Genomic DNA, 22,581 nt, shown 5'->3' with positions numbered 1-22,581 from the left:
GTTCCATCAGGTCATAACCATCAGGCATTATGTTCCTTCTTACTGGAAGGATGTACAACAGGATACCGTTCCACACTACGCTAATTGAGCCACACATGCCTTTCGGTTCTCCCCGCACTCCTCGTCCCTTCGCCACCCATGTCCGTGCCACTGTGAAGTGGTACAATCCATCTAAAGGATTCGGCTTCGTCACACCGGATGATGGTTCGGCTGATGTGTTCCTCCATGTCTCGGTCGTGGAGCAGGCTGGTCTCCAAAGCCTCAACGAAGGAGCGATCCTCGTGTGTGATCTGGCCGACGGGCAGAAAGGCCCTCAGGTCTCGACGATCCACAGCGTGGAGGCCGGTACCGCCGCCGGCCAGCGTGGCAATCGCTCGGCAACTGGATCCCGGTATCCCCGCCAGAGTGTCAGCGACTACGATGATTACGGATACGGGTCCAAGTCCAGCAGCGGCGGAACCGTCGAAGGCACCGTGAAGTGGTTCAATCCCGACAAAGGTTTCGGCTTCATCGTCCCCGATCAGGGCGGCAAGGACATCTTCGTCCACATTCGGGCAGTCGAGCGGGCTGGATTGAGCACGCTGCGGGACAACCAGCGTGTTCGCTTCATCGAAAAGGCGGGGCAGAAGGGTACAGAGGCCGATGGGATCGAGGTGATCTGACGGACTCCCATTTGAACGTATGGGGCTGATCCCTCTGCGGTGCGGTATCGTGTGGTACTTCCGAGCGTGGTGCCATTCGTTACCGTACTGACCGGCGACACATTGACCTCAGGTTGCGAAACGTCTCGGGCACTTGAGCGGGGGATCCGGCACTGCTGGGGGCACATCTGGCGTCGCGACCATCTTCCGCTCATCCCTCTCCACCGCAGCACTTCTTGACCTTCTTGCCCGTACCGACCGGACAGGGATCGTTCCGGTGAACTTTGGTCGCGAACATTGACGCGGCGAGTTTCCCATGCTGTCCCGCCATAGCGGCCAGCTTGGTGTGAAGTCCAAGGTATTCATGGATGAAGTCACCCAGGGTAGGCCAGCCGAGCGGTCGCCGACAGGGCAATGTTTTGCCGTACCTCGCCCCGGCTTCAAGCATTGCAATCGCCTCCTGGATCTGTTCGCGGCGTTCGAGGGTGTCGGCGAGCCCGTAGTACGCCTCGACCCAGGCGGGATCCGTGTCAATGGCCTGCCGGTAGAGACGCTCCGCTTCGACAAACCGATTAGCGGCATGGTAGGCATGTCCGAGCCGAAGCAGTCGGTACGCTTCGCCCTTCACGGCCCCTTCCCCAAGCTGGGCGAGCAACTGCTGGGCCGACAGCTTCTCCCCGAACGCCCCGGTGAATGACCGTCGCTTGACTGGTGAGAACCGGTCGCCCCGCGAGAAGAACCAATCCTCATCACCCAGTTCAGCAAGCTTGGCCGTGACGGTTTCGACGGCCTCCGGGGTGAACTCGAACTCTGATACCGCTCCGCAGGCCGTGCAGGCGATATCCTCGGCCAGGAAGGGCTGGGGGTCAGGGGCATCCGGTGAGACCCAGACATCGTGCACCTCGTAGGTCGCGGTGTGTCCGCACTTCATGCATGTCAGCGGGACGGCGAGCCTAGGTACACCGACATTACCCTCGAGGGCTTCCACCAAGAAGGCATGCTGTTGGCGGTTGTCCCTTTCGAACTGCTGTCGGACCAGCTTCTCAATTTCCCGGTGCTCCTCTGCCAAACCGCCATGCAGCAACCCGAGAATGACGAAGGCCCGGTCGATGCCTTGTAAGTTCTGACCGACCAATCCCTCCAACCGCTCGTTCAACACCGGTTCATCCAGAGCCAGGACGGCCTCACCGAGTTCGTAGTCGCTCTCGTCGAGAAACTCGTCCCAGTGCCGATGGATGAATGTGACTGCCCCTGGCGATCCGTTTCTCACAGCCAGTCCCAGGACAAGGATGCGGACGAACTCGGGGAGCCGGTCGAAATGCTGGTCAAGGTACTCGATGGCAGCGTCGCCGAACGTCTCCACCGCCCTGATGGCGGCATCGCGACTCTCCTCGAACTCAGCGTCCATCAGGTCGATCAGCACGGGCAGGAACGCCGGATCACCGAGTTGAGCCATCAGATCAGCGGCATGGACGGCTCCATAGTCATCGGCATGCTCGCGAGCAATCCGGGTCAGGTGACCTGTGACCTCGTCCAGCGGCAGCGTGCGAAGGTGTCCGCCCACTTCGTCCAGGCCCGGTGGAAGCCGCATGTCCGCTGCGATCAGCGGCCAGACGTCCCGATCATGGATCTCGCTCAGATCAAGCCGATCCCGCCGGTGGACGCTGAGTACACCAGCCAGGGCAATGACGCCGTGCCAGATCCGCTTCGCTTTCGGCGACGATGGTTGTGAGAAGCCCTGTTCGACCAGGGCGATGAGATCCTCCCAGGCGGGCTCGCCGACCGTCGCGGCGACCAACTCCCGCGGCACCGACCGGAGCAGCGTGATGGCTCTGTCGGCGGCCTTGCGATCATTGGTGCGGAGGGGTCGAAGAATGTTCTCGACGGCCGTGATGTCGATCCCGGACTGGTAAACGAATGCCGCCACCGGATCGATGCCCTGCTTGGTGAAGCCGAGCACGTAGTCGCGGACGATGTCGAATTGGGAGCGATCGCCGAACAGGACGGAACAGATGGTTTCCAAATGGTTGACGTAGGCCCTCTCCCCGCGTTCGCTGGCCCACTCGGACAGGAACCGTCGGACCAGTTCGATGCGGGCCGGGTGACGCGAACGCAGGGCTGCCTTGATCCGTGCGATGTTCGCCGCATAGGCATCGTCGGTGTCGGCGAGGGTCTCTATCACGGACTGGGCAAGATCAATGATCCGGCGGGTCGCCTCGGGGGCGAGGTGATCCAGCGATTGGAGAATACCAACGACCTGCCGGGGGCGGACGGTATCCGGTGCGGACAAGTAGCCCTCGAACAAGCTGGCAGCACGGACGTTATCGTGGCGGGCCAGGAAGGCAGCGGCGTCAATGGCGGCCCGATAGGGCAGCGTCGGCCACATCTCCACCAGCCGGTCCGCGTGTTCGGCGAGGACTGGGTCGGGGACAAGACCGATCAGCACGTTGAGGTCATGCGGCTCCCAGGTGTCGAAATAATGTCGGACCGCTGATGGGCTGAGGAATGTCTCCTCGACGAACTTCCGTGGGTCCGGCCGAGCGAACTCGGTATCGTGCAGGTACCCAATCGCCCAGTGGACCAGGAGTGGATCTTCGTGAAATGCCATGCCTGCGACCTACCATGTTTGCCGAGGGTCGATCGTAACGGGGCGGTCCGCTGATCGGCAAGCCGCGGACGGATTTATCGATCACCTGCCTTGTTTCCATTCCTTTTGCTGGCCATGATCGGCGTGTTCATTCATGCCGCCCCTGGCGGCTTTCCCGCGGCCTACGGTGAACGATGCATCCGAAATGGCTGATGCCCTACGTGGATACACTTGCCAGCCGGTCAATTCATGGCAGGTTGATGAGGACGCCCCATGAGGTAAGCCATGAAGTTCTGCCATCTCTGCACCGATGTCTGCCAGAAGATCAGGAAAGCCGGCGTTGATGAGCCCAGTGACGCCCAGCAGCGGACCTGCCTTGCCATCCGCTCCATCACGGACCTGTTAATGACCCAGGGGCTGATATGCCTCGATTTCGCGGATGTCAGCAGCGTCATGCGGGCTGGCGGCACTGCCGTGGTAGGTCTCGGTGAAGCCGCTGGTGAAGGACGGGCCACAAGGGCCGCGGAAGCCGCTATCCTCGACGTGAAGCGGCAGCTTGTTGCCATGCAGACAATCTAGGGCGACAGGCAGCCTTGAAGCTGTCGAGGCGGCAGAAATGTACAATTGTCTTCCGCTCACGAAAATCCGGTGAGAATAGGGAAGAGAAATTCCTGGCCCCGTTCACCATGCAATGCGATGAGATGACTGTGCCCCTGACGGAACAGCAGGTCACCAGCTTCCAGAAATGACAGGGCAGGAGCGATGAATTCGTTGAGATGGGGGACGACTGGCCCCTGAATGAGGCTCAATCATCCCGCTGCCGGTGTCGCGAGCCATACATCCGCGTATAGACGGCATCATGCTGCTTCTGGCGGAATTCAATCCCGGTACAGGTGTTGTGGATCCCAAGCACGCCATCACCGGAGGCCGACATGAGCGACTGGACCGAGCAGATCCTGGACGCGATTCAACGCGTTTCCATCCTGGATTACCGCAAAGACGAAACCACCGGCCAGCCCCGAAATGTCGGTGAACAAACCGCCGCGATGATCTTCAATGCGGTGCGGGCGGCCGAAAGGCGGGCTATCGATCCTGCTGAAGACTGGCAGATCCGCGGCAGCTACCAGCGACCGGTCCCTTATGCCTTGACCATGGGCGAGACGCTCAATGGCCGGCCCTCCGTTCGACTGACCAGCACAGTTGCAGCCAGCGAAGCCATTGCCCTGGACACGCCTGAGCAGATTGACGAACTCATTGCCCGGCTCCGGAGGGCTCGGGCCACTCTGGTGGCCGACCAATTACGCCAGTTCGATATCAGTATCGAAGGCAAGTAATCACCAAGAGCAACAACTTTGCCGCCATTACCTAGGCAGTGCTCCAATACAGATGGGAGCCGTGATGGATTTCTACGCCGCCCTGACTCGTTCATAATGCTCTCGAAAGGCAATCACGCCCTATTTTTCGGGGGTGGTGAGTTCTCGTCGGTGCGAGTGATCTTCGGTACCAGATTCTGGTCTGCTGACTGGACTTACGTCGCAAAGCTCTTGGCATCGTCATAGTTGTCTGTCGTATACCAGAGATCTACGGGTTCGCCGCCCGGCAGACAGAACGTAACCTTCCATTGACCTGCCTGCTTGATCATTGATGAATTTCCTTCACCTCTGTTCGGCATATCTTCCGCAGTGCCGTAATCGGTAAGGCGGGATCGTTGTCTACTGAAGACAAAAGCAGAGACTTTAGAGATGCACGGAGCAATGACTGCTCACGCTATGTCATAATGTTTGTCTGAGGGTTCTGGCTCACTTCTCCTCCGCCTCGTTCACCTTCTGTGCAACAGACAGAACACCCATCACATCACCGCTCTCGGTAAACAGCGGCAACTTGGCTTTCTCCACAGCTTGGTCGCCGGTCAGAAGATTGAGAGTCTGTTCCGCCCGATGGCAGCGATGCTCCGTCATCACGGCGGAGTCCTGCTGGTGGAGAGACGTAGCTTGTCCCGGAGGCAGGAAGTCCCAGTCGGTTTTACCGCGGACCTCCTCTGGGGAGGTCAGGCCGTTGGCCTCAGCAAAGGCCCGATTGCATCCAAGGAACCGTCCCTGCTGGTCCTTCCAGTAGATCAATTCGGGCAAATGATCGATGATCACGGACAGGAGGGCTTCGCTGGCCCGGTGGCAAGCCTCGATCTGCCTCCTGGCCGTTATGTCCCTACCATGGACCAAAACGGCCATTGTCTGATCTGCTTTCCCGAGCATCGGTTCGACAGAGATTTCGAACCACCGGCCCCCGACCTGCTGCTCGAAGCGGATGGAGCGACAGGAGAGAACGACAGTGTCAACAACTCCGGCATAATCGTAGACCATGCCCATAGGCACGTGGCCCCACAGGAGATCGCCCGCCCTCGGAGGGGTCTCCAGCATGATTGCCGCGGGGTGATTGGCCGCCAGGATCACTCCGTCCGGAGAGATTACCAGCAAGGGATCCCGGATCGTCGCCACCAGCAGCCGGTAGTCTAACTGCCCATTTGAGGATGCCGCTCCTGGATCAGACGAAGTGGTGCTATTCATATCAAGAGGGTCCATGCAGTTGCTCATACTGTCCTGCGGAGGCCAGGACAGCACCTACGGCCTAGCCCACAATAAGCCGGCACGGCGTTGTTGTGCGGTGCAGCATTGGTTATACCGGGGTTACACTTTTGTTGCAAGTCCAACGAGGACACGCCAAAAAGCATAATTCTCTTTGATATGGAACTTTTCTGAAAAGGAACTTTATTGCCTTGGTTCCCGCGAAAGCATGCTGATAAGTTCAGTTTGAAAGGGCCGCGGATATGCCGCTCCATGCCGTCGGCGGCCTTCGCCTCGGCGGGCTTGTGCGAAACCCAAGAGGTTAGGACACCTGCATTGAAGTTCGCTCTGGTTTCCGACCTCCATGTCGATCACTACCCGGACAATCAGCAGTTCGACTGGCATGTCGTGCGACGATGGACCGGGACCGATATCCTGGTAATTGCCGGTAACGTTTCAGGCTCATCCAACCATACCATGGCGGAGATCCTGCTGGCCCGGCAGGCGTTTCGATGCGTGATCTTTGTCGAGGGGCCGTGCGAACACCCAAACGGTTGCTGGGCTCCCGCGGCGACCGAGAGGCTCCGGCAGTTCGCCGAGCAGCATGACGGCATCTACTATCTTGGCACCGGTTCCGGCTTGATGATCGAGAGCACACTGGTTTGCGGCATGACCGGTTGGAGGCATCTCCCTGCCGAAGCGGCGGGGAGCGTTGTTTCCGATCAGGGGCTGTCCGAGATACCGTGGGGCAACCATGATGTCGGCAATGTGGGGCTCAGCACTCCCGTTCTGCCTGATGGCCTTTCCGGACATCACGTGGAGCTTTTGGCTCAGCAGGTGAAGGGTGCGGCGGCGGATCCGTCCATACACGAGATCGTGGTTGTTACCTACGCGGCTCCCCACGCGGACGCCATAACTTTCACAGGCGACCACATCTGGGACCTGGAGCCAGAGGTAGCCTGCACGGCCGCCCTGGCCCCGATCTGGTCGGACTGCCTGGATGGCGGCAAGCTGACCACGTGGTGCTTCGGCCGATCCAGCCTTCATCAGGATTTCACCGACCAGGGCGTGCGGTTCATCAGCAATCCCCGCGGCTATCCCGGCCAGAAAAGGAGCGGCCCATACACCGTGCAGGTGATCGATACGTCTACCGTGATGGATGAGGGCTTCGAGGCGTGGGCTTGAGCGAAAATGGCTGGCTCGCTGGTCCTTTCAGCCAAGGCTCGCTCATCTATTCCGCCAAGCTCTGGCCGACTGATGCCCGGAGTTTCGAACTGATGGACATCACCGAAGACATGGTCATCCGGGCGAGGGAGTATGAGGACCTGCTCCAGATGTTTGGCCAGGGCTCCATCCCGGATCCCGATGACGAGCGAGAGGTGACCTTTCGCGTCTTCTCGCTGGATCAGGCAACCATCATCGCCGAACTCTACGCGGCAATCCCGCACGCGTTCGAGCTTCGACACGTGGATTTCAACTTGCCGGGGCCGGGAGGTGGGGAACCCGGACGCCCGGCGGTGCACGGGAGAACCCCGACGAACAAGGAGCGGGCCAAGGCGAAGTACTGGCGGGACAAGATGACAGCGGAGGGTGTCGGTGACGTCCGGGATCTACCCAGAGCGGGCAAGCTGACGGACGAAGAGGTGGCGATGATCAACGAGTCCTACCAGCGGGCTATTGCTGCCGAGTGAATGCGACCGTCGCATCACCGGCGGCAGCCCCACACGCAGCCGGATGACTGGGCGAGATTGCCGCTCGGGTAGTTGGCCAAAACCCGGCCCACAACCATGTACTCCACGACGGTAACCAGATCAGAGGAAGGCATGGGAAACCTGAGCAAAGTCCTCGGTGTCATGCTGGCGAGCGGGCTCGCGGGCCGCAGTGGCCGCGGTCCGGCCTTTGCCGCAGCCACCCCGCTGCTCCTCGGAAAAGGCAAGAAGAAGTTCAAGAAGGGCCACTACGGTCAGGGCCAACCACCCGTCTCGGCGGGCGGTATGGGCCTGACCGAGAAGGCGGGTCTCGCGGCCTTGGCATATCTCGCCTACAAAGCCTATCAGGACGGTCGGAAGGACGAATCGATAGCGACGCCCTCCCCAAGCACCCACTCGCCTGGTTCCTCCGCCGGTCCCCTGGGGGGCATCCTGGACAAGCTAGTACACTGATGCATACAAGAGATGCACCGAGAACAGCAAAAATGCAGTCTACACATGAGCTTGCATATCGCTCTCTGAATCTTTTGAATGCGTCAGTGCACTAGGTCTCGGCGGGGTGATCGGCGGAGTGAGCTCGGGAAAAGGCCTCGGTGGTGGTCTAGGGGACCGCTTGGCCGGTGTCCTCCGGGGCCGAACGCCGGAACCCGACCTCGGGGATGCCAAAGCCCTGCTCTTGATCCGGGCGATGATCACGGCGGCCAATGCGGACGGCCAGATCACGCCCGACGAACAGCAACGCATCTTATCGAGTCTTGACGCTGCGGAAGCCGGGCCGGATGACCGGCGGATTGTCGAGCAGGAACTTCAGGCACCCAAGCCGCTCGACGAGATCCTGCGGCAGGTCAACGATCCCGAGACCGCCGAACAGGTTTACCTAGCCTCGGAACTGGCCGTGCAGGGTGGAACGGAGACGGACCGCCAGTACTTGTCCTATCTCGCCAGTCGTCTGAAACTCTCGCCTGAGCAGCGGCGGCAACTCGACTCTCTTGTGTAGGATTCGGGGGCATTCGCCGCCGTTTGTCCTGCCAGGGTGCAAACGGGTCTTGGCTCATTGGGAGAGGGCCGCCGAAATGCTTCGTGTATGATATACTGACAGGACGTGACCGCCTCATACCCGTCTGAGGAACGGAATGGTCTGGCGGTCCCAATGGGACGCTGAAGCCAGGGGCGGCAGGACTTCAACGGACGGGCGGAAGTCTGGCGTGCATAACTGGAGGAATGCCAGCCAGTTGTCGATGCACTCCTGTTGGTGTCGATGTGCATCCCGAGCCCAGTCACGGCCCAAGTTCATGGAATATCTGTTGGCAGAATACAGCCAAAGATCGAAGAACGGGGGCATTGCAGCAGGGGAGTCGGACATCGGATCACCATCTGGACGTTGTTTGGACTTGAAGTGCCGCAGATGCCCAAACAGTCCTATCCATCACTTGTTGCTAATGCCCTGACCTCGTCGGGCATAGGCCCGCCGGCTGATTTCTGTCATTGTCCACTCGCCGTCTCAAGGTCCGTGGTCGTGAACTTGTTGTCGTAGATACCCGCTCCCACCGTGAATGGCGTGTCCGGGACAGGTTCAATATAGGTCAGCTTGCGGGCCGGCTGCTTCTGGCCTGCCCTGGGCCAATGGTACTCGACCCAGTAGCCCTCGGTTGTGCCGCTCGGGCAGAACATCGGGCCGATCACCTTGCCGGTGGGATCCTTCAGGTCGGACAGCGGCATGCCAACGAAGCCGAACAGCGGGTTTGCGGCCACCTTCCTACGTTCGCAGTCGATCACGAAGACATAGGTGTCGGCCCATACGTAATCGGATCGCCGTTCCTTGAAGGTCGCGAGGCCGGCCTCTCCCTTCTGGCTCAGGTAACCGACAGCTTGCCGGACCTTCTGCACCACCTGCTGAGGCGTCGCCTTTTCCTGGCCCAAGACCGTGCCGCTGGAGAGGGTCAGAGCTGTGGCGACAACGAACACCGTTCTCCGCATGGCAAGCCTCCTGGTTGACCCGTACCGCATCCGTCATGACCCAGATGCCGACTGTCACGCCGCCGGAGGCGTGAAGATCATCAGCCCGTTGCTGATCAGGGCAAGCCGTTTGATCCGCTCGGCAACGGCCTTGATCCAGAATGGATCACTGCTCTGGTAGGCGGTTTCCCAGGCATCAATCACGTCGGCGATCCGGCCCGCCCAGGCCACCTCGCTCACAGCTAGAACCACCAGGACGGCTCTGGCATGGCTCCGCGGCGGCGTGATGTCGCGACTGCGAAGCCGGATCGGACATTCTCCCACGAAGTAGATAATCTCCAGACCAGAGAGGTAGATACTTGACGCTTCCTCGATAAGCGGAGACTCCGCGGTGGGCAAGGATCGATGCATCATTGTGATTTCCATGGCATACACCAAATTTAGCTATGTCGCCGTGTAATCAAGGAGACTTTAGGTAGGCTGCCGCTGAGTACTGCGACGTTGGTCGGCTCTGGATAGACTGTTCTTCCTCATGATCAATCAGTGTTTCAGATCGAGATGGAACAGGCCGAAAAATTTCGATCAGGGCCAGGCGACGTTCTCCGCCGAAAGAAAATGCGTGTCATCAACAGCCGACGTGACCGGCGTTTTCCAGACGGCATGGTATCGCTTCGAATTTATGGACTTAGGAACACGGCGGCATTGTACGCTGTCGCAAGTGGTCCCTCAGGTGGTTCATCTCTCTTGTCGTGCTGATCGATCTCATCCCCCTGATCGTCATCGTCGGCCCACTCTACCGGGGTCGCCACCGGGCGAGCCGGCAGGCTGCCGGTAGCCTCCAGGCGGGATCTCCAGGCCGGGTTTAGAGGAAGGAGCCGCCGAGCAGTGCTTACATCGGCGTAATGGAACGGCAGGGGTTCAGCTTCCATGCCGCCGGCCGAAGGAGGGCTGCCAAGCAGTGAGAGCCCGCCCAATGCCGTAGCCCCGGTCATCACGGCCACGATCCACGCTGCCAGAACTTCATTCGGGATCATCTTGCTGCCTCCTTGTGCAGCGTTCCCGTCACATCACCAGGACGCGTCTGCTTCCATTCGTCTCAGCTGAAACGATAGAGTGGTTCGGCAACTGGCGGTGGAGGGATCATCGCACCAACGGAGGGCATGTGCAACGTTTATGCTTGGGTTTGTGCCTCTGTCAGGAGAGTATATCCCCATTGACCTTATAGACACCAAGTACACCGGTTTGGCGTGCCCGTTGTCTGGTGCGGTTCTGGACAACAGGATGAGTGTTAAGGTGGTAACAACCTGCTGCCCATTACGCCGAACCGACCGCCGAAGGGCCGTGAGGATCCCCGCCAGGATGCCGCTTCCGCAAGGGTCGTTCAATCCGGAGGTGGTCGCCCTCGCGGAGCAGGATCAGGTGTTCCGCAGGTGCTCCGGCCGGCCCATCAACTTCGGCCGGGATCGTCTGACCGTGCGTCAGCGTATTGACCAGACGCACGGGGCGGCTGCAGTCTCAATGGCGGTGACTGTGGTGACGACTTCGAGACCTGCGTCCAAAACGAAAGGTTTGCCAGATGTTTCGCTCACCGGATCCTTCGGAAGACCGCCTGCGTGCATGGTCGGAGCAGCAGGCCGCACTCGCCGAGTTTGGGTTGGTCGCTCTCCAGAGCGAGAATCTGGACGCCATCCTTCAGCGGGCCTGCGAACTGGTTGCACGCGGCTTCAGGGCTCCCATCGCCAAGGTACTCGAGGCTCTACCGGGAAAGGACGAGATGCTGCTGCGAGCCGCCGTCGGCGTGCCGCCCGAGGTTGCGACCACAGGCAAGACTATCGTCCCTGGGGGGCACGGCTCCGCTGCCGGTTATACCATGCTGGCTGACGAGCCCGTGATCTCACACGTCCCGACAGAGACGCGGTTCGAGCCGTCGGAGGTGGTGCGGCAAATGAGCGTGGTCGTCTCACTGAACGTCCTGATCCTCTGCAAAGACCGGGCGTATGGAACCTTGGAAGTGGACTGCCAGGACGAGCGGGAGTTCACCACAGCCGGTATCAGCTTCCTCCAGACCTACGCCAACCTGCTGGGTGCGGCCATAGACCGGCACAGGGCTCATCACCAGCTTGCCGCGGCGGCGGCCGAGCGGGCCGTTCTTCTTCGTGAACTACAGCACCGGGCTCAGAACGACATGGCCGTCGTGACGTCCTTCCTGAGGATGGAAGCTCGCAGGGCGAAACGCATCGAGACGAGACAGCGACTGGAAAGCGTCGGACAACGCGTGGAGTCCCTCGCCCTTATCTATAGCCGCCTTTACCAGAGCGGGGCCACGCACGCGGTAGACCTCGCCGGCTACCTCGCTGAACTCGTTAAGCAGCGGTTCCTAATGCACGGCCACGAGCCCGATGACGATAGCCTCATCAGATTACATCTCCGTTTGGTCCCCGTGGAGGTCAGTCATGATCGAGCGGTCGCGGTGGGTCTCATTGTCAATGAACTGGTGACGAACAGCCTCAAGTACGCTTTTCCGCTCCGACGCGGAACGATCACAGTGTCGCTGGAGAGAACCGAGCCGGGCAAGGCTTGCCTCATCGTGGCAGACGATGGCATTGGCATGCCGGCCGAACAGTTTCGGGGGCATGGCACCGGGCTGGAGTTGATCCCCCTGCTGACCAAGATGGCTGGTGGGGAGTTCCGGAGGGAGGAGCGGGACACGGGCACTGCGGGAACTTTGACCCTGGATGTTCCAGACTGCCTTACAGGATCCGGCGGCCCATGAGGATGAGGTTAGGGCGGTGCTGCTGAAGGCCGGGGGGAACATGTGCCCCGATCCCGGAGCCAGCCTGAGGTCACTACCGGGAGCTGTTCCTGGACTCACCTGGCCTCGCAAATTCGGGCCGGGCAAAAGTCTCACGCAGCGGATCAACCTACCGGGCCACCGTCTACATTGACGTCTGAGGCCAGCCGTTTCCCAGTTCTTTTTAAGCACTGGCAGTCGTGCCGGGATGGAGTCAGACTTGGACCACATCACAGCGGCCCAGGTGATCCACCCAAAGGATCTTGATAGGCGATGTCATCGACATCAGACACAGAAAGCCCGGAGGAGGCTCTTCGCCGCAGTGTTCAGCGACAGGAAGCAATTGTCCGGTTCGGAACCCGTGCCCTCGCGGCTCGTGACCTGGACGTCCTGCTCCAGCACGCCGTCGAGGAAGCGGCTACGGCCCTAGATGTCGAGCACGTCAAGATCCTGGAATACCGTCCTGCTACTGAGGATCTCCTAGTGCGGGCGGGGGTTGGATGGAAGGAGGGCACGGTCGGCCATGAAGCGTTTCCTGTTCACTTGAGGTCTCCACCCGGTCGGGCCTTTCTGACCAGGGAGCCAATCTGTATTGATGATATTCGACAGAATGAGGAGTTCGACTATTCAGGCTTTCTTCGGGACCACGGCGTGACCTCTCTGGTCGATGTTCCGATTGCCTGGGAGGGCTGTACCTACGGGGTGCTGGAGATCGACAGCCGGAGTTTCACCGACTTCCAGGACGATACCATCCACTTTCTTCAGGGCTTCGCCCAGTTCCTGGCCGCGGCAATTCAGCGGAAGCAGGAGCGGGAAGTCCTGTTCCGCGAGCTTCAGCACCGGATCAAGAACAGCCTCCAGATGGTGAGTGCCCTATTGCGGCTGGAGCAGCGAAAGGGAGATCCAAGCGGCTTCGACCGGGCCAATGAGGCGGTCCAGGCGATTTCCCTGGCTTACGATCAACTTCAGGGAAGTTGGGAAATCGGGCAGGTCAGTTTGGAGGAATATCTCGGTAAGCTGTGCAGCCGGATCATAGCAAGCCTGATCGGGTCGCGACCGGTTCAGGTGGAGAGTGAAATCGATCCAGTGCGGGTTGATTTCGACAAGGCAGTGGTCCTCGGCCTCATTGCCAACGAGTTGGTGACCAACTCGGTTAGACATGCTTTCAGGAAGGAGGAGGCCGGTGTCATCAGGGTTACCCTCCACGTCAAGGACGGCGAAGGATTGCTAGGCGTTGAGGATGACGGTCAAAGGGCTTCAGCAGGAGATCAGACGAAGCCGGGAGTGGTCTCCCGCTTATTACCGGCCATGGCTCGCCAGCTTGAAGGTGTCCTGGAATGCGACACAGAGCACAGGCCCGGAACGCGACACGTTCTGCGGTTCCCGCTGTCTAGGCAGTAGCCCCCAGTGGCTTGACTTCATCACCGAAGAACATCAATCAGGCCAGACAAGCCCGTGGGGCGTGCCGTTGCCGATGTGCAAGCAGCATGGAGAACCCGTCAGGCTGAACAACTGATCAGTTCCACCCGCAGCCTGCTTTGGCGTTGACGGCCTGACCAGCACCATAGGAGGTAAGGCTGATCAGATCCCTTGAAAGACATTGTCCAGCCACTGGTTCTACGGGGGCAGTATCACGTTGATAAAGCTCGAGGTTCCGTGGCAGCGGCATGGTCGGCTCGAGCCCATTCATTACTTGCTCGACGACTAGGATAGCTCGCACAATGCTCCGGCGGTCGTATGGCTTTCTCAGGCAGCCAAGAGCCGCACGGCATGTACCTGCCGAATGCTCCACATAGCTCGTGGCGAACAGTGAGGGAATGGCCCAGCGGGTATGAATTGCTTCGGCCGCCTCCACTCCGTTGCCTTTGGCCAGACGGATGTCCATCAGCACCAGATCGGGGCGGCAGCGGTCAGCCAGAGTGACTGCTTCCTCGGAGGTCATTGCGAGACCAACCACGGTGTGCCCGGCTGTCTCGAGATCGGCCTGGGTGCTCAGGGCGATGATGGGTTCATCTTCAACTATGAGAATATGCATGACATGGGGGACAAATCCGGCTCGCCGATGGAGTTTCACAGGATGAAGCAACAACCATCAGAACAGGGCAGGCTCGCACCGGTTCCCATAACTTTGGGCCTTTTTCGGCAATGCACAAACGGGTGATCCAATATATGCCATTGGGACGGTTCCAATGCTGGATCAAAGAAGAAGGCTTTGCTTGGCTGCTGTTCTTGTCTGCCGCTTCTGCGGTTGCTCACGAGATCATGTTCAACATGATAGCCGAGACCACCGGAAGCCTGCCTTGTGAAGCCGCGGCGTCCCATGTGCCCTGATCTGCTTCAGGAGCGGCTCTATCCCGGCAGGGCTTCGAGTGCTCCAATCAGGTGCTGAGGCAGGATCGGCTTGACTAGCACGCCGGCGGCATTCGTGGCACTGATCCGAAGCTGGGTCGCGGTTTCGTTGGATCCCGTCAGGAAGATCACCTTGCAGGGATGCTCCCGGCAAATCCGCTGGGCCGCCTCGACACCATCAATGCCATCTCCAAGCCGGACGTCCATCAGGACGACCGCCGGGTGGTGCCGCAATGCCATCCTGACGGCTGCCGATCCCGACTTGGCAACCTGGAGGTTGCGGAAGCCGGCGTCTTCCAAGGTCATCCGGATCCCGAGCCGCACGAGGTTGTCATCATCGACAATCAGGATGGGAGCATCATCGGTCAACATGACAGTTCCCCAAGACAAGGGAACGTCACGACGACCTGCGTGCCATGGTTCTCGTCCATGGTCATATCACCGTCTAACTGATCCACCAGTGCGGCGATGATCTGCTGTCCTATTGTAGATGCAGAGGGTGAGGGTGTGTTCAGCACGGCGGCACCATTATCGGCGACGATCAAGTAAGCCCTTCCTCCGCCCGTGATCGTCAGCGAGACATCAATGATACCGTGCTGATCGGGCAGGAAGGCATGCCTGTACGCATTGGACACCAGTTCGGTGACCAGCAATCCCAAAGGGATTGCGACGTCAATCTTGATAGTGGCGTCCACGGGCTCGACCGTGACATCCAGCGTCAGGTCGCCCTTTGACGTTGCGTGATAGGTGACGAGAGCCTGAGCCAAGTCGCGGAGGAACCCCCTCTGGTTGATCGTTTCCAGATCCCCTGATTGCATCAGCTTCTGGTGGACCAGGCCGAGGCAGTAGACCCGATACCGCAGTTCCCGCAGGTTCTCGGCATCTACCGGAGTGTGACGGATCTGAAGAGCAAGCAGCGTATCGACGACCTGGAGATTGTTCTTGACCCGGTGGTAGACCTCCCGAAGCAACGTCTCTTTCTCGGCCAGGGACCGCTGTAGCTGCCGCTCGGTCTCCTGGTGCTCGTGAACCTTTCGACGCAAGGCCCGAGTGGCTGACCGGGCATCGATCTCTGTCATTACGAGATCGGCGAAGTCTCGCAGGAGCCGCCGCTGCTCGCCGCTGAACTCCGGATGCGGCGAGCGGTCGATCACGCACAGGGTGCCCAGCACATGCCCCTCCGGCGTGACCAGCGGAGCCCCGGCGTAGAACCGGATGTTCGGGTCCCCGGTCACCAGGGGATTGGCGGCGAAGCGGTCATCAGCCGTGGCGTCCGGGACCACCAGGGTATCGGTGTCGAGGATCGTGTAGGAACAGAAAGCCACTTCCCGCCGGGTCCAGGGGGCGTCGAAGCCGTGCCGGGACTTGAACCACTGCCGGGTTTCGTCGATCAGGGTGATCAGTGAAATCGGTGTGCCGAGCACGCTCGCGGCCAGTCGCGTGATGTGGTCGAAGGCTCGCTCCGGTGGCGTGTCGAGCAGGTCATACCGGTGCAACGCGATGAGCCGCTGCGGTCCGTCGAGCGGCACCGGAGGTCTGACGAAGCCCTCTGGCAAACTGCCCAGGAATTCAGTCTGTTGATCTCCCATATCTCTGCTGCTTTCCGTGGCACCTGTCTGCATGACGTGAGGTATGGATCCCCCGACACGGCTTGGCGGTTGTGGTCTGGTGGGTATCAACTCCCCACAGGCACGACCCGCGGCACGGATTGCCGGAATACCGTTTTTGGCTGTCCGGCGGGCCTCTCCAGAGGTTGAAACAATGCTCGAGAGTTTACCTGTAGCACAAGATTAGGGCTGGATTACAGCAATCTCGACCGCCGTATTTCAACAGTACAGGCCGTCTGCATAGAGACTTCCGCAACGTCCTATTCCCCTGCCGAAAGATTCCCGGCGTAGGCAGGTTTATGGCTGGAACGCGAAAGGTTAGAAGTTTACAACGGCCTGGGCTTCAAGAAGTTTCAATGAAAAATCGCCAAGTGTCCTGAGGGGGAAACGATGCTGCTGCCACGCCGGGTCACTCTACCGACCGCCGTGCCGCCTTGTCTGACATCGGGCCGCCGCGAGCGACCAGTCCCGGACATTCTGGAAGTCGTGTTCTCCACCACGGGCGATCTGATCAGGATCCACAGCTACGGCACCGCCTGCTCCGCTACTTGGGATGCGGCTTTGGCCTACGGCCGTCTGCAATCCGAGCGAGGCGATGGGACTGTCGTTGCGATCCGACCGGACGAGTGGACATGGCTGCACGGTGTTCGCCCTCTTGCTTCCGACTGGCTGACTGCGGCCGAGGCCGCCGAACGCTCGTGGATAGCTCGGGCAGCCACCCGCATCCAACGGTACGATGACCGGAGCAACGGGCTGATCGACCTCGTGGTCGTCCGGCCGCCGGGCTGGTGGTGATAAGCCTGAGTGGCCTGAGCAGCCAGTATCGTTTCCAGTAATACTTCGCAAACCACACGCGTCCATCTGGGCTATGCCGGAGCGGCCGCCCCAGGTTTCACGTGTTGGTCATGATCCACTGATAAGGAACACGGTTCCGGAGATCAGCAACTCATTCTTGGAGGTTTACCAATGGACAAGAGAAGACCTGAACCCTCGCTTGATGACCTACTCGACGACCCGATCCTGCACGCCGTGCTGGCCCGCGATGGTTTGAAGGTTGAGGAGGTTCGCCTATTCCTCAACGAGATGAAGGAGCGGTTGCGGCCAACCTGCCGCAAAGCCGCCTGACTGCCTGCTCCGCTCCAGGGGGCACCGTCAGCTTTCTTCGGACAACCAATATGGCATCAAACCCTGGCGTCGGATCGAACGGCCGGACTGGATGCCGGTAACGTGACTGGCCGGTGGCTCGGCCATGCTCATGCCCATGATGCTCCGTCATCCAGGATGCATCATATTATTGATAATTGAACTTCTGATCCTGGGCAAATATCATCCGTCATAGTGAGGCTAAAAAGTTGCCGGCTGGAGAACTCTAAGATGCAGCATTGCTAATCCGGGAAACAAACTGATATTCCAGTTGGATTCTGTATAAAGAAGGCGGTTGATGGCACTACAGAAAGAGCAGGACCTTCTGTCTGCCATTCTGAGCACGGTCCAGTATCCCCTGATCCTGGTTGACCGTGACGGCAGGATTGAAACGGCCAGCCAGGTTGCCGCTGAGCTTGTCACCGTTCCTCCTGAAGCGATCCACGGCAGGTACATCCGCGAGGTCGCCGGATCTAACGGTGCCCTGCTGCATGACTCCGCGATGAGCGTTATCACCTGTGGGCAATCACTCAGGACCGGACTTCAGAGCCGGGGCCGCTGGTTCAACGTCGTAATCGTGCCGGTGACCACGGAGGCGGGGGCGGTATCCGGAGCCGTGATCCACGCCAACGAGAGGATTACGGCTCCGGAGGCGGGTGAAGTTGCAGGGGGAAGCGATCCGCTCTGGCTGGTCCTCGATCAGATCCCTCACGCTGTCTACTGGAAGGACCGGCAGTCCCGGTACCTCGGCGGGAACCGGATATTCGCCGAGGTCGTCGGGCTTGCCTCATCGCGTGCCGTTCCCGGCATTACCGACTATGACATCATGGATCCATCCGATGCCGAGGCTGTTCGCCGCGAGGACCAGCAGGTCATGCGGACTGGCGAAAATCTTGTGACCGTTGATCAATCGCTCAAGCTTGCGACAGGTGGCAAGACCATCGAGAAGCTCAAGATGCCTCTGCGGTCGGAAAGCGGCGAGATCATCGGTATTCTCTGCGTCGCCCGCGACATCACCGAACAGAAGCGGGCCGAGGACAAGCTGCTCACGGATAAGCTGACCGCCGAGCAGGCGAGCCGTGCTAAGACGAGCTTCCTGGCCGCCGCAAGCCACGACCTCCGCCAGCCCATCCAGGCCGTCGCCCTGTTCGCCAAGCTGCTGGACCGCCGGGTGATGGAACCCTCCGCATCGAACCTCGTCGGGTTGATCCAACAATCGGTCAGGTCGCTGTCAGACCTGCTGGATGCGATCATCCACATGTCGAAGCTGGAAGCCGGGGCGGTCGAGCCGGATATCGGGCCGGTGATGCTGGGCGACCTGCTCGGCAGGCTGGCCGGAGAGTTCACTGCCCAGGCAGCCGAGAAAGGCCTGGACCTGATCGTGGTGAACACGAGCCTGGAAGTACGGAGCGATCCGCTGCTCCTGGAACGGATCCTGCGGAACCTGATCTCCAATGCAGTCCGGTACACGGAACAGGGACGTGTGCTGATCGGATGCCGACGACGTGGAGCGATGGTCAGCATCGAGGTGTGGGACACCGGCATCGGCATACCGCCGGATCAGTTCGGCGACATCTTCCGTGAGTTCCACCGAGGTGATGACAGAGCCCACAACGCCAGCGAGGGCTTCGGGATCGGCTTAGCCGTCGTCAACCGCCTGACGGCTCTGCTCGGGCATCGGATGGAGGTCTCATCCGCTCCCGGTAAAGGGTCGGTGTTTCGGATCGAGGTGGCGTCGGCAAGAAGACTGGCCAGATCGGGAGCTTAACTTGGCGGAAGGAAAACGCACACACTGCGACCATGGCTGCCAGGAGCATTCCAGGCAGGGTGATAGCTGAGGGCTGATCAGTTCGGTTGGTCACCGCGATGTAGTGGCGTCGAACATGTGGCCAAAGCCGTCGGAAATAGCTCAAGCCGGTCGGGGACGTATTGTGGCATCCGCCCTTGTACGAGGGCCTCAAGGGCAGTCAGAGCGGCAGCAAGCTGTGAAGCACAGATCGGCTTGATCAGGCATCCTATAGCTGTATGCCGAGCTGCATGGGCTCCGTCAGCATCACTGGTCAGGAATACCGAGGCGATGCCGGTCAGATAACGTAGCTGCACAGCGGCCTCGATACCACACGACCCCCGTGCGAGATGAAGGTCAACGAGTGCCAAATCAGCCTTCAGGCCGTCGTCCGCCAGTTGCAGAACCCCATCGGTGTCGGCAGCAGTGCCGACCACGATGTGCCCAAGCTCTGTCAGGTACAGCCTAAGGGCCAAGGCGACCAGAGGGTCATCCTCAACGATCAAGGTCCGCATCTTGTCACCGTCATCCAGTGAGTAATCTGTAATGATTATCGCTATCATTCGAGATGGCAACGAACTTGAAGAGATATGTCGTATTCCTTCGCAGGGAACCCAAAGGAACCGGGTGTGGAAACCAGTGATGGCATGATTATCTAAGTATTACTCGGATTAGATCGGAGTATAGTTACCGAATACAGGGATGATAACTCGGCAAGGGGGTGTGCGATCCTGGCATGTGTGCCCTTCCGCATCGGTACTTCATTGATGCCTGTTCAACCATAACACGTTCTCGTGCTGGAGCCGCTGCAACGAACCTGTCGCTTGGGTATGATGGACGATGTCGGCCGTCAATCACCAGAATGGCCGTCCTATGACGTCGTTCTTGTCCAGAGCACGGTCCTGGGCGTTGCTCCGCTGTGTTTGCTGCCCCCATCGGGATCAGCCTGCGGTGGGCAACGACCCAGCCAAGACACTCACGAAGTTAGGGCCTCCACAACCTCAGTCCCGAACTCAGCGGGAGACGTGATCTCCAGCATCTCCAGGTCATCGGAATGCTCGACCTCGCGGTGCCGGATGCCTGCTGGCTGATGGACACACGATCCCCGCCGGAGCAGCACCTCGCCAATGCCCTCGTACTCGAACCGCACCCAACCCCGCAGGACATACACCATCTGGAAGTCGATATCGTGCTGGTGCCACTCCCCAGGCGATCTCTCACCCGACTGAGCCCGGATAACATGGGCATTGAACCGCCCGGCAGTCGCCTCCTTGATCCCGAGGTCGCGGTACTCGAAGAATGCCCTCAGGCCATCATGGGTGAACTCGCTCTCATCGGCGTGGCTCACGGTGAACTTCATCTCGGTTCTCCTCCCCTGTTCTCCATCCATGGTGCCACGATCCTGGGTTGTTGGGCAGTGGTTCGGCCGAACAAGCCTGAGTGGCAACGAATGCGGCTTGCAGCAAGAAAGCTCTCCCGCCTTGACGGTTCCTTCACCGTCGTCCGGTATGAATGGGGAATGGCCTCCACTGATTGCTCTCTTCTCCGCGTCCCAAAGACCTACCTGATCCGAGTGGCAGCCACCAGTGCCGCCATCGTCATCACCGCCGCATCTCTGTCGCCTCGGTCGCCCGCCATCGGGACCGGCTTTGGCGATAAACTCGATCATCTGGTCGCTTATTCGGTGCTGAGCCTCCTGGTTGCGTTGGGCTGGTCGGGGCGGGCCGCTCCCGGCATGATCGTCGGAGCCGCCATCGGGTTCGGCGGGCTTCTCGAACTGCTTCAAACCTTCTCACCTGGACGGCAGCCCGACTGGGCCGATGTCGCGGTCAACTCGCTCGGGGCGTTGATCGGGTTGGCAGTTGCCGTCCTGGTCCGCAGGATGGTGACCGCTTTCTTCCGTGCCTCAACTCCGCCCCTCTAGGCTCGCTCCTTTCTCGAGAGCAGAGGGCCAAGGGGTTGAACCGACCTGCTGCCTGCTTTCCAGTGGATCAGGCAGCCTGCCGTTCCAGCGACAGGGGCAGCCGCATTGTCACTTGGGTGCCGATCCCCTCCTGGCTGCTGATCTCCAGCGATCCGCGGTGAAGTTCAACCAGCCGGCGGCTGAGGGCCAGTCCCAGGCCAGTCCCATCCCTCTGTATGCCGTCCGGCTTCACCGACCGCTCGAAGGGTTGCCCGATCCGCGGCAGGTCGGCGGCGGGGATCCCCTCGCCGGTGTCGGCGACGGAGATCATCACCGTCGGCCCCTCGACCGCGGCCTGGAGCGTGATCGTACCGCCTGGCGGGGTGAACTTGATGGCGTTGGACAGCAGGTTGATCAACACCTGCTTGATCGCCCGTTCATCGGCAGTAATCCTCGGAAGCTCACCACCACTGTATTCCAGCCTGACGCCGACCTCCTCCGCCCTGAGCCGGAAGGCTCGCTGACAGGTTCTGATCAGGTCCGGGACCGCCATCGGCTCGGGATTAAGCACGTACTTGTCGGCCTCGATCTTCGACAGGTCCAGAATGTCGTTGATCAGGGCCAGCAGGTGCTGCCCGCTTTCACGGATATCGCGGATGTACTCCTCGTACTTTGGGCTGCCGAGCGAGCCGAAGATCCGGGACTCGATCATCTCGGCGAAACCGATGATGACATTCAGGGGCGAGCGAAGCTCATGGCTCATGTGGGCTAGGAACTGCGACTTGGCCAGACTGGCCGACTCCGCTCGTCCGCTGGCTTTCCTGAGAGCCTCCTCGTTCAGCTTCAAGGAGGTTATGTCGGTCCGGATCCCGACCAGTCCGCCGTCTCCGGTGTGCCGGTCACTGATGCGGATCCAGCGTCCCGTGGCAAGCCAGCACTCCGCATCGGGGCTGATCTGCCCGCTCTCGACCACCTGCACCAGTGCGGTGTCGGTCGTGGTGCCGTGTTCGCACAGGTCAGCCTCTCTTGCACCGGGTCCGATGATCGCCGACACCGGCGTTCCCCGTGTCAGGCGGGAAGCCAGTTCCGGATAGAACTCCCGGTACCGGCTGTTGCACATCACGAACCGCTGATCGGCATCGAGCAGCACCAGACCGTCCGACATGCTCTCGATGGCGTCCGTCAGACGTTGCTCGGTCCGCCTCAGGGAGGCCTCTATCTCGACCCGGCGGGCAAACTCCCTTCGGTAGTCGGCAAGCCGCCGGCGGGAATACCAAGCCAGACCAATGGCTCCGACCACCACGGCGACCCCAAGAGCCGTCACGATCCTTTCAACCTGGGGCTGCTCCAGATGATCAAGGTAGTCGTGGATGCTGCCGATCAGATCGAAACTGGCTGAAACGATGAACGCTAGTACGCATGCACCGAGGATGACAACACGATCACGCCGTTCCGTCCCAAGCAACGCTCTTGTACTCCAGTTGGTCTGTTGTTCACGACTAATCGACGATCCGGGATCCGGGTCATTGGCGGGCAGAATGCTGTGCG

Annotated in this window: 23 protein-coding genes; 13 read left to right on the top strand and 10 right to left on the bottom strand. The window is 60.2% G+C overall.

Going from position 1 to position 22,581, the window contains the following annotated elements; genetic code table 11:
- Positions 1 to 95: 95 nt before the first annotated feature.
- Positions 96 to 662 (top strand): cold-shock protein, encoded by a 567-nt coding sequence (locus tag JL101_RS36830; protein WP_203103573.1) that lies wholly within the window; start codon positions 96 to 98, stop codon positions 660 to 662.
- Positions 663 to 852: 190 nt separating this feature from the next.
- Here JL101_RS36830 and JL101_RS25405 read toward each other — a convergent pair whose 3' ends face one another.
- The gene (locus JL101_RS25405; protein WP_203103575.1) at positions 853 to 3,249 is read right to left on the bottom strand and encodes a tetratricopeptide repeat protein; all 2,397 of its coding nucleotides are present in this window, start codon (positions 3,247 to 3,249) and stop codon (positions 853 to 855) included.
- Between the two features lie 264 nt (positions 3,250 to 3,513).
- Here JL101_RS25405 and JL101_RS25400 point away from each other — a divergent pair, with 264 nt between their 5' ends.
- A complete protein-coding gene (locus tag JL101_RS25400; protein ID WP_203103577.1) occupies positions 3,514 to 3,807 on the top strand; it encodes a hypothetical protein in 294 nt (97 codons plus the stop codon).
- Between the two features lie 353 nt (positions 3,808 to 4,160).
- Complete coding sequence (locus JL101_RS25395; RefSeq protein ID WP_203103579.1) at positions 4,161 to 4,562, top strand: hypothetical protein; 402 nt, start codon at positions 4,161 to 4,163, stop codon at positions 4,560 to 4,562.
- A 465-nt stretch (positions 4,563 to 5,027) separates the two neighbouring features.
- On the opposite strand, the gene JL101_RS25390 is transcribed toward JL101_RS25395, so the two are convergent.
- Positions 5,028 to 5,807, bottom strand: coding sequence for a PAS domain-containing protein (locus JL101_RS25390; protein ID WP_203103581.1), 780 nt, complete (start codon positions 5,805 to 5,807; stop codon positions 5,028 to 5,030).
- A gap of 318 nt (positions 5,808 to 6,125) precedes the next feature.
- Here JL101_RS25390 and JL101_RS25385 point away from each other — a divergent pair, with 318 nt between their 5' ends.
- From JL101_RS25385 to JL101_RS25370, 4 genes are all read left to right on the top strand, one after another.
- The gene (locus tag JL101_RS25385) at positions 6,126 to 6,974 is read left to right on the top strand and encodes a metallophosphoesterase family protein (RefSeq protein WP_203103583.1); all 849 of its coding nucleotides are present in this window, start codon (positions 6,126 to 6,128) and stop codon (positions 6,972 to 6,974) included.
- 92 nt (positions 6,975 to 7,066) lie between these two features.
- Positions 7,067 to 7,480 (top strand): hypothetical protein, encoded by a 414-nt coding sequence (locus JL101_RS25380; protein ID WP_203103585.1) that lies wholly within the window; start codon positions 7,067 to 7,069, stop codon positions 7,478 to 7,480.
- Positions 7,481 to 7,612: 132 nt separating this feature from the next.
- The gene (locus tag JL101_RS25375) at positions 7,613 to 7,951 is read left to right on the top strand and encodes a hypothetical protein (protein WP_203103587.1); all 339 of its coding nucleotides are present in this window, start codon (positions 7,613 to 7,615) and stop codon (positions 7,949 to 7,951) included.
- A gap of 160 nt (positions 7,952 to 8,111) precedes the next feature.
- Positions 8,112 to 8,495 carry a tellurite resistance TerB family protein gene (locus JL101_RS25370; protein WP_211111311.1) on the top strand — a complete coding sequence of 128 codons (384 nt, stop codon included), beginning with the start codon at positions 8,112 to 8,114 and terminating at the stop codon, positions 8,493 to 8,495.
- A gap of 485 nt (positions 8,496 to 8,980) precedes the next feature.
- Here JL101_RS25370 and JL101_RS25365 read toward each other — a convergent pair whose 3' ends face one another.
- Positions 8,981 to 9,475 carry a cache domain-containing protein gene (locus JL101_RS25365; protein WP_203103589.1) on the bottom strand — a complete coding sequence of 165 codons (495 nt, stop codon included), beginning with the start codon at positions 9,473 to 9,475 and terminating at the stop codon, positions 8,981 to 8,983.
- Between the two features lie 54 nt (positions 9,476 to 9,529).
- A complete protein-coding gene (locus JL101_RS25360; protein ID WP_203103591.1) occupies positions 9,530 to 9,880 on the bottom strand; it encodes a hypothetical protein in 351 nt (116 codons plus the stop codon).
- Positions 9,881 to 11,108: 1,228 nt separating this feature from the next.
- On the opposite strand from JL101_RS25360, the gene JL101_RS25355 reads away from it, so the two are divergent.
- Together JL101_RS25355 and JL101_RS25350 are read left to right on the top strand one after the other, a co-directional pair.
- Positions 11,109 to 12,227 (top strand): histidine kinase dimerization/phosphoacceptor domain -containing protein, encoded by a 1,119-nt coding sequence (locus JL101_RS25355; protein ID WP_203103593.1) that lies wholly within the window; start codon positions 11,109 to 11,111, stop codon positions 12,225 to 12,227.
- Positions 12,228 to 12,518: 291 nt separating this feature from the next.
- Complete coding sequence (locus JL101_RS25350) at positions 12,519 to 13,646, top strand: sensor histidine kinase (RefSeq protein WP_203103595.1); 1,128 nt, start codon at positions 12,519 to 12,521, stop codon at positions 13,644 to 13,646.
- Positions 13,647 to 13,761: 115 nt separating this feature from the next.
- Here JL101_RS25350 and JL101_RS25345 read toward each other — a convergent pair whose 3' ends face one another.
- The 3 genes from JL101_RS25345 to JL101_RS25335 form a co-directional block, all read right to left on the bottom strand.
- Positions 13,762 to 14,280, bottom strand: coding sequence for a response regulator (locus JL101_RS25345; RefSeq protein ID WP_203103597.1), 519 nt, complete (start codon positions 14,278 to 14,280; stop codon positions 13,762 to 13,764).
- Positions 14,281 to 14,594: 314 nt separating this feature from the next.
- Positions 14,595 to 14,966, bottom strand: a complete 372-nt coding sequence (locus tag JL101_RS25340) for a response regulator (RefSeq protein ID WP_203103599.1) — start codon at positions 14,964 to 14,966, stop codon at positions 14,595 to 14,597.
- Positions 14,960 to 16,183 (bottom strand): sensor histidine kinase, encoded by a 1,224-nt coding sequence (locus tag JL101_RS25335; RefSeq protein ID WP_228435154.1) that lies wholly within the window; start codon positions 16,181 to 16,183, stop codon positions 14,960 to 14,962. The genes JL101_RS25340 and JL101_RS25335 overlap by 7 nt, the downstream gene beginning before the upstream one ends.
- Positions 16,184 to 16,591: 408 nt before the next feature.
- Between JL101_RS25335 and JL101_RS25330 the strand changes: the two genes are divergently transcribed.
- The 3 genes from JL101_RS25330 to JL101_RS25320 all read left to right on the top strand — a co-directional run bounded on the left by JL101_RS25330 (position 16,592) and on the right by JL101_RS25320 (position 19,112).
- Positions 16,592 to 16,996: a hypothetical protein gene (locus JL101_RS25330; RefSeq protein WP_203103603.1), complete on the top strand. Its 405-nt coding sequence runs from the start codon at positions 16,592 to 16,594 to the stop codon at positions 16,994 to 16,996.
- Positions 16,997 to 17,167: 171 nt separating this feature from the next.
- The gene (locus JL101_RS25325; protein ID WP_203103605.1) at positions 17,168 to 17,326 is read left to right on the top strand and encodes a hypothetical protein; all 159 of its coding nucleotides are present in this window, start codon (positions 17,168 to 17,170) and stop codon (positions 17,324 to 17,326) included.
- A 316-nt stretch (positions 17,327 to 17,642) separates the two neighbouring features.
- Positions 17,643 to 19,112: a PAS domain-containing sensor histidine kinase gene (locus JL101_RS25320; RefSeq protein WP_203103607.1), complete on the top strand. Its 1,470-nt coding sequence runs from the start codon at positions 17,643 to 17,645 to the stop codon at positions 19,110 to 19,112.
- Positions 19,113 to 19,189: 77 nt separating this feature from the next.
- Here the strand turns inward: JL101_RS25320 and JL101_RS25315 are convergent, their stop codons facing one another.
- Together JL101_RS25315 and JL101_RS25310 are read right to left on the bottom strand one after the other, a co-directional pair.
- Positions 19,190 to 19,645 carry a response regulator gene (locus JL101_RS25315; protein WP_203103609.1) on the bottom strand — a complete coding sequence of 152 codons (456 nt, stop codon included), beginning with the start codon at positions 19,643 to 19,645 and terminating at the stop codon, positions 19,190 to 19,192.
- A gap of 461 nt (positions 19,646 to 20,106) precedes the next feature.
- On the bottom strand, positions 20,107 to 20,490 hold the full coding sequence (locus JL101_RS25310; RefSeq protein ID WP_203103611.1) for a cupin domain-containing protein: 384 nt from the start codon (positions 20,488 to 20,490) through the stop codon (positions 20,107 to 20,109).
- Positions 20,491 to 20,649: 159 nt separating this feature from the next.
- Here JL101_RS25310 and JL101_RS25305 point away from each other — a divergent pair, with 159 nt between their 5' ends.
- Positions 20,650 to 21,054 (top strand): VanZ family protein, encoded by a 405-nt coding sequence (locus tag JL101_RS25305; RefSeq protein WP_203103613.1) that lies wholly within the window; start codon positions 20,650 to 20,652, stop codon positions 21,052 to 21,054.
- A 67-nt stretch (positions 21,055 to 21,121) separates the two neighbouring features.
- Here JL101_RS25305 and JL101_RS25300 read toward each other — a convergent pair whose 3' ends face one another.
- A complete protein-coding gene (locus JL101_RS25300) occupies positions 21,122 to 22,357 on the bottom strand; it encodes a sensor histidine kinase (RefSeq protein WP_203103615.1) in 1,236 nt (411 codons plus the stop codon).
- Positions 22,358 to 22,581: the final 224 nt, after the last annotated feature.

It is taken from the genome of Skermanella rosea (assembly GCF_016806835.2).
Classification (GTDB): domain Bacteria; phylum Pseudomonadota; class Alphaproteobacteria; order Azospirillales; family Azospirillaceae; genus Skermanella; species Skermanella rosea.
The sequence above is the reverse complement of the archived record's forward strand: the minus strand, read 5'-3'. Positions and strand labels throughout refer to the sequence as shown.

Excerpts from the sequence above, each read along its gene's own strand:
- JL101_RS36830 (WP_203103573.1), top strand. The coding sequence starts at position 96 with ATGCCTTTCGGTTCTCCCCGCACTCCTCGTCCCTTCGCCACCCATGTC.
- JL101_RS25405 (WP_203103575.1), bottom strand. The coding sequence starts at position 3,249 with ATGGCATTTCACGAAGATCCACTCCTGGTCCACTGGGCGATTGGGTAC.
- JL101_RS25400 (WP_203103577.1), top strand. The coding sequence starts at position 3,514 with ATGAAGTTCTGCCATCTCTGCACCGATGTCTGCCAGAAGATCAGGAAA.
- JL101_RS25395 (WP_203103579.1), top strand. The coding sequence starts at position 4,161 with ATGAGCGACTGGACCGAGCAGATCCTGGACGCGATTCAACGCGTTTCC.
- JL101_RS25390 (WP_203103581.1), bottom strand. The coding sequence starts at position 5,807 with ATGGACCCTCTTGATATGAATAGCACCACTTCGTCTGATCCAGGAGCG.
- JL101_RS25380 (WP_203103585.1), top strand. The coding sequence starts at position 7,067 with ATGGACATCACCGAAGACATGGTCATCCGGGCGAGGGAGTATGAGGAC.
- JL101_RS25375 (WP_203103587.1), top strand. The coding sequence starts at position 7,613 with ATGGGAAACCTGAGCAAAGTCCTCGGTGTCATGCTGGCGAGCGGGCTC.
- JL101_RS25365 (WP_203103589.1), bottom strand. The coding sequence starts at position 9,475 with ATGCGGAGAACGGTGTTCGTTGTCGCCACAGCTCTGACCCTCTCCAGC.
- JL101_RS25360 (WP_203103591.1), bottom strand. The coding sequence starts at position 9,880 with ATGGAAATCACAATGATGCATCGATCCTTGCCCACCGCGGAGTCTCCG.
- JL101_RS25350 (WP_203103595.1), top strand. The coding sequence starts at position 12,519 with ATGTCATCGACATCAGACACAGAAAGCCCGGAGGAGGCTCTTCGCCGC.
- JL101_RS25345 (WP_203103597.1), bottom strand. The coding sequence starts at position 14,280 with ATGCATATTCTCATAGTTGAAGATGAACCCATCATCGCCCTGAGCACC.
- JL101_RS25340 (WP_203103599.1), bottom strand. The coding sequence starts at position 14,966 with ATGTTGACCGATGATGCTCCCATCCTGATTGTCGATGATGACAACCTC.
- JL101_RS25335 (WP_228435154.1), bottom strand. The coding sequence starts at position 16,183 with ATGGGAGATCAACAGACTGAATTCCTGGGCAGTTTGCCAGAGGGCTTC.
- JL101_RS25330 (WP_203103603.1), top strand. The coding sequence starts at position 16,592 with ATGCTGCTGCCACGCCGGGTCACTCTACCGACCGCCGTGCCGCCTTGT.
- JL101_RS25325 (WP_203103605.1), top strand. The coding sequence starts at position 17,168 with ATGGACAAGAGAAGACCTGAACCCTCGCTTGATGACCTACTCGACGAC.
- JL101_RS25320 (WP_203103607.1), top strand. The coding sequence starts at position 17,643 with ATGGCACTACAGAAAGAGCAGGACCTTCTGTCTGCCATTCTGAGCACG.
- JL101_RS25315 (WP_203103609.1), bottom strand. The coding sequence starts at position 19,645 with ATGCGGACCTTGATCGTTGAGGATGACCCTCTGGTCGCCTTGGCCCTT.
- JL101_RS25310 (WP_203103611.1), bottom strand. The coding sequence starts at position 20,490 with ATGAAGTTCACCGTGAGCCACGCCGATGAGAGCGAGTTCACCCATGAT.
- JL101_RS25305 (WP_203103613.1), top strand. The coding sequence starts at position 20,650 with ATGGCCTCCACTGATTGCTCTCTTCTCCGCGTCCCAAAGACCTACCTG.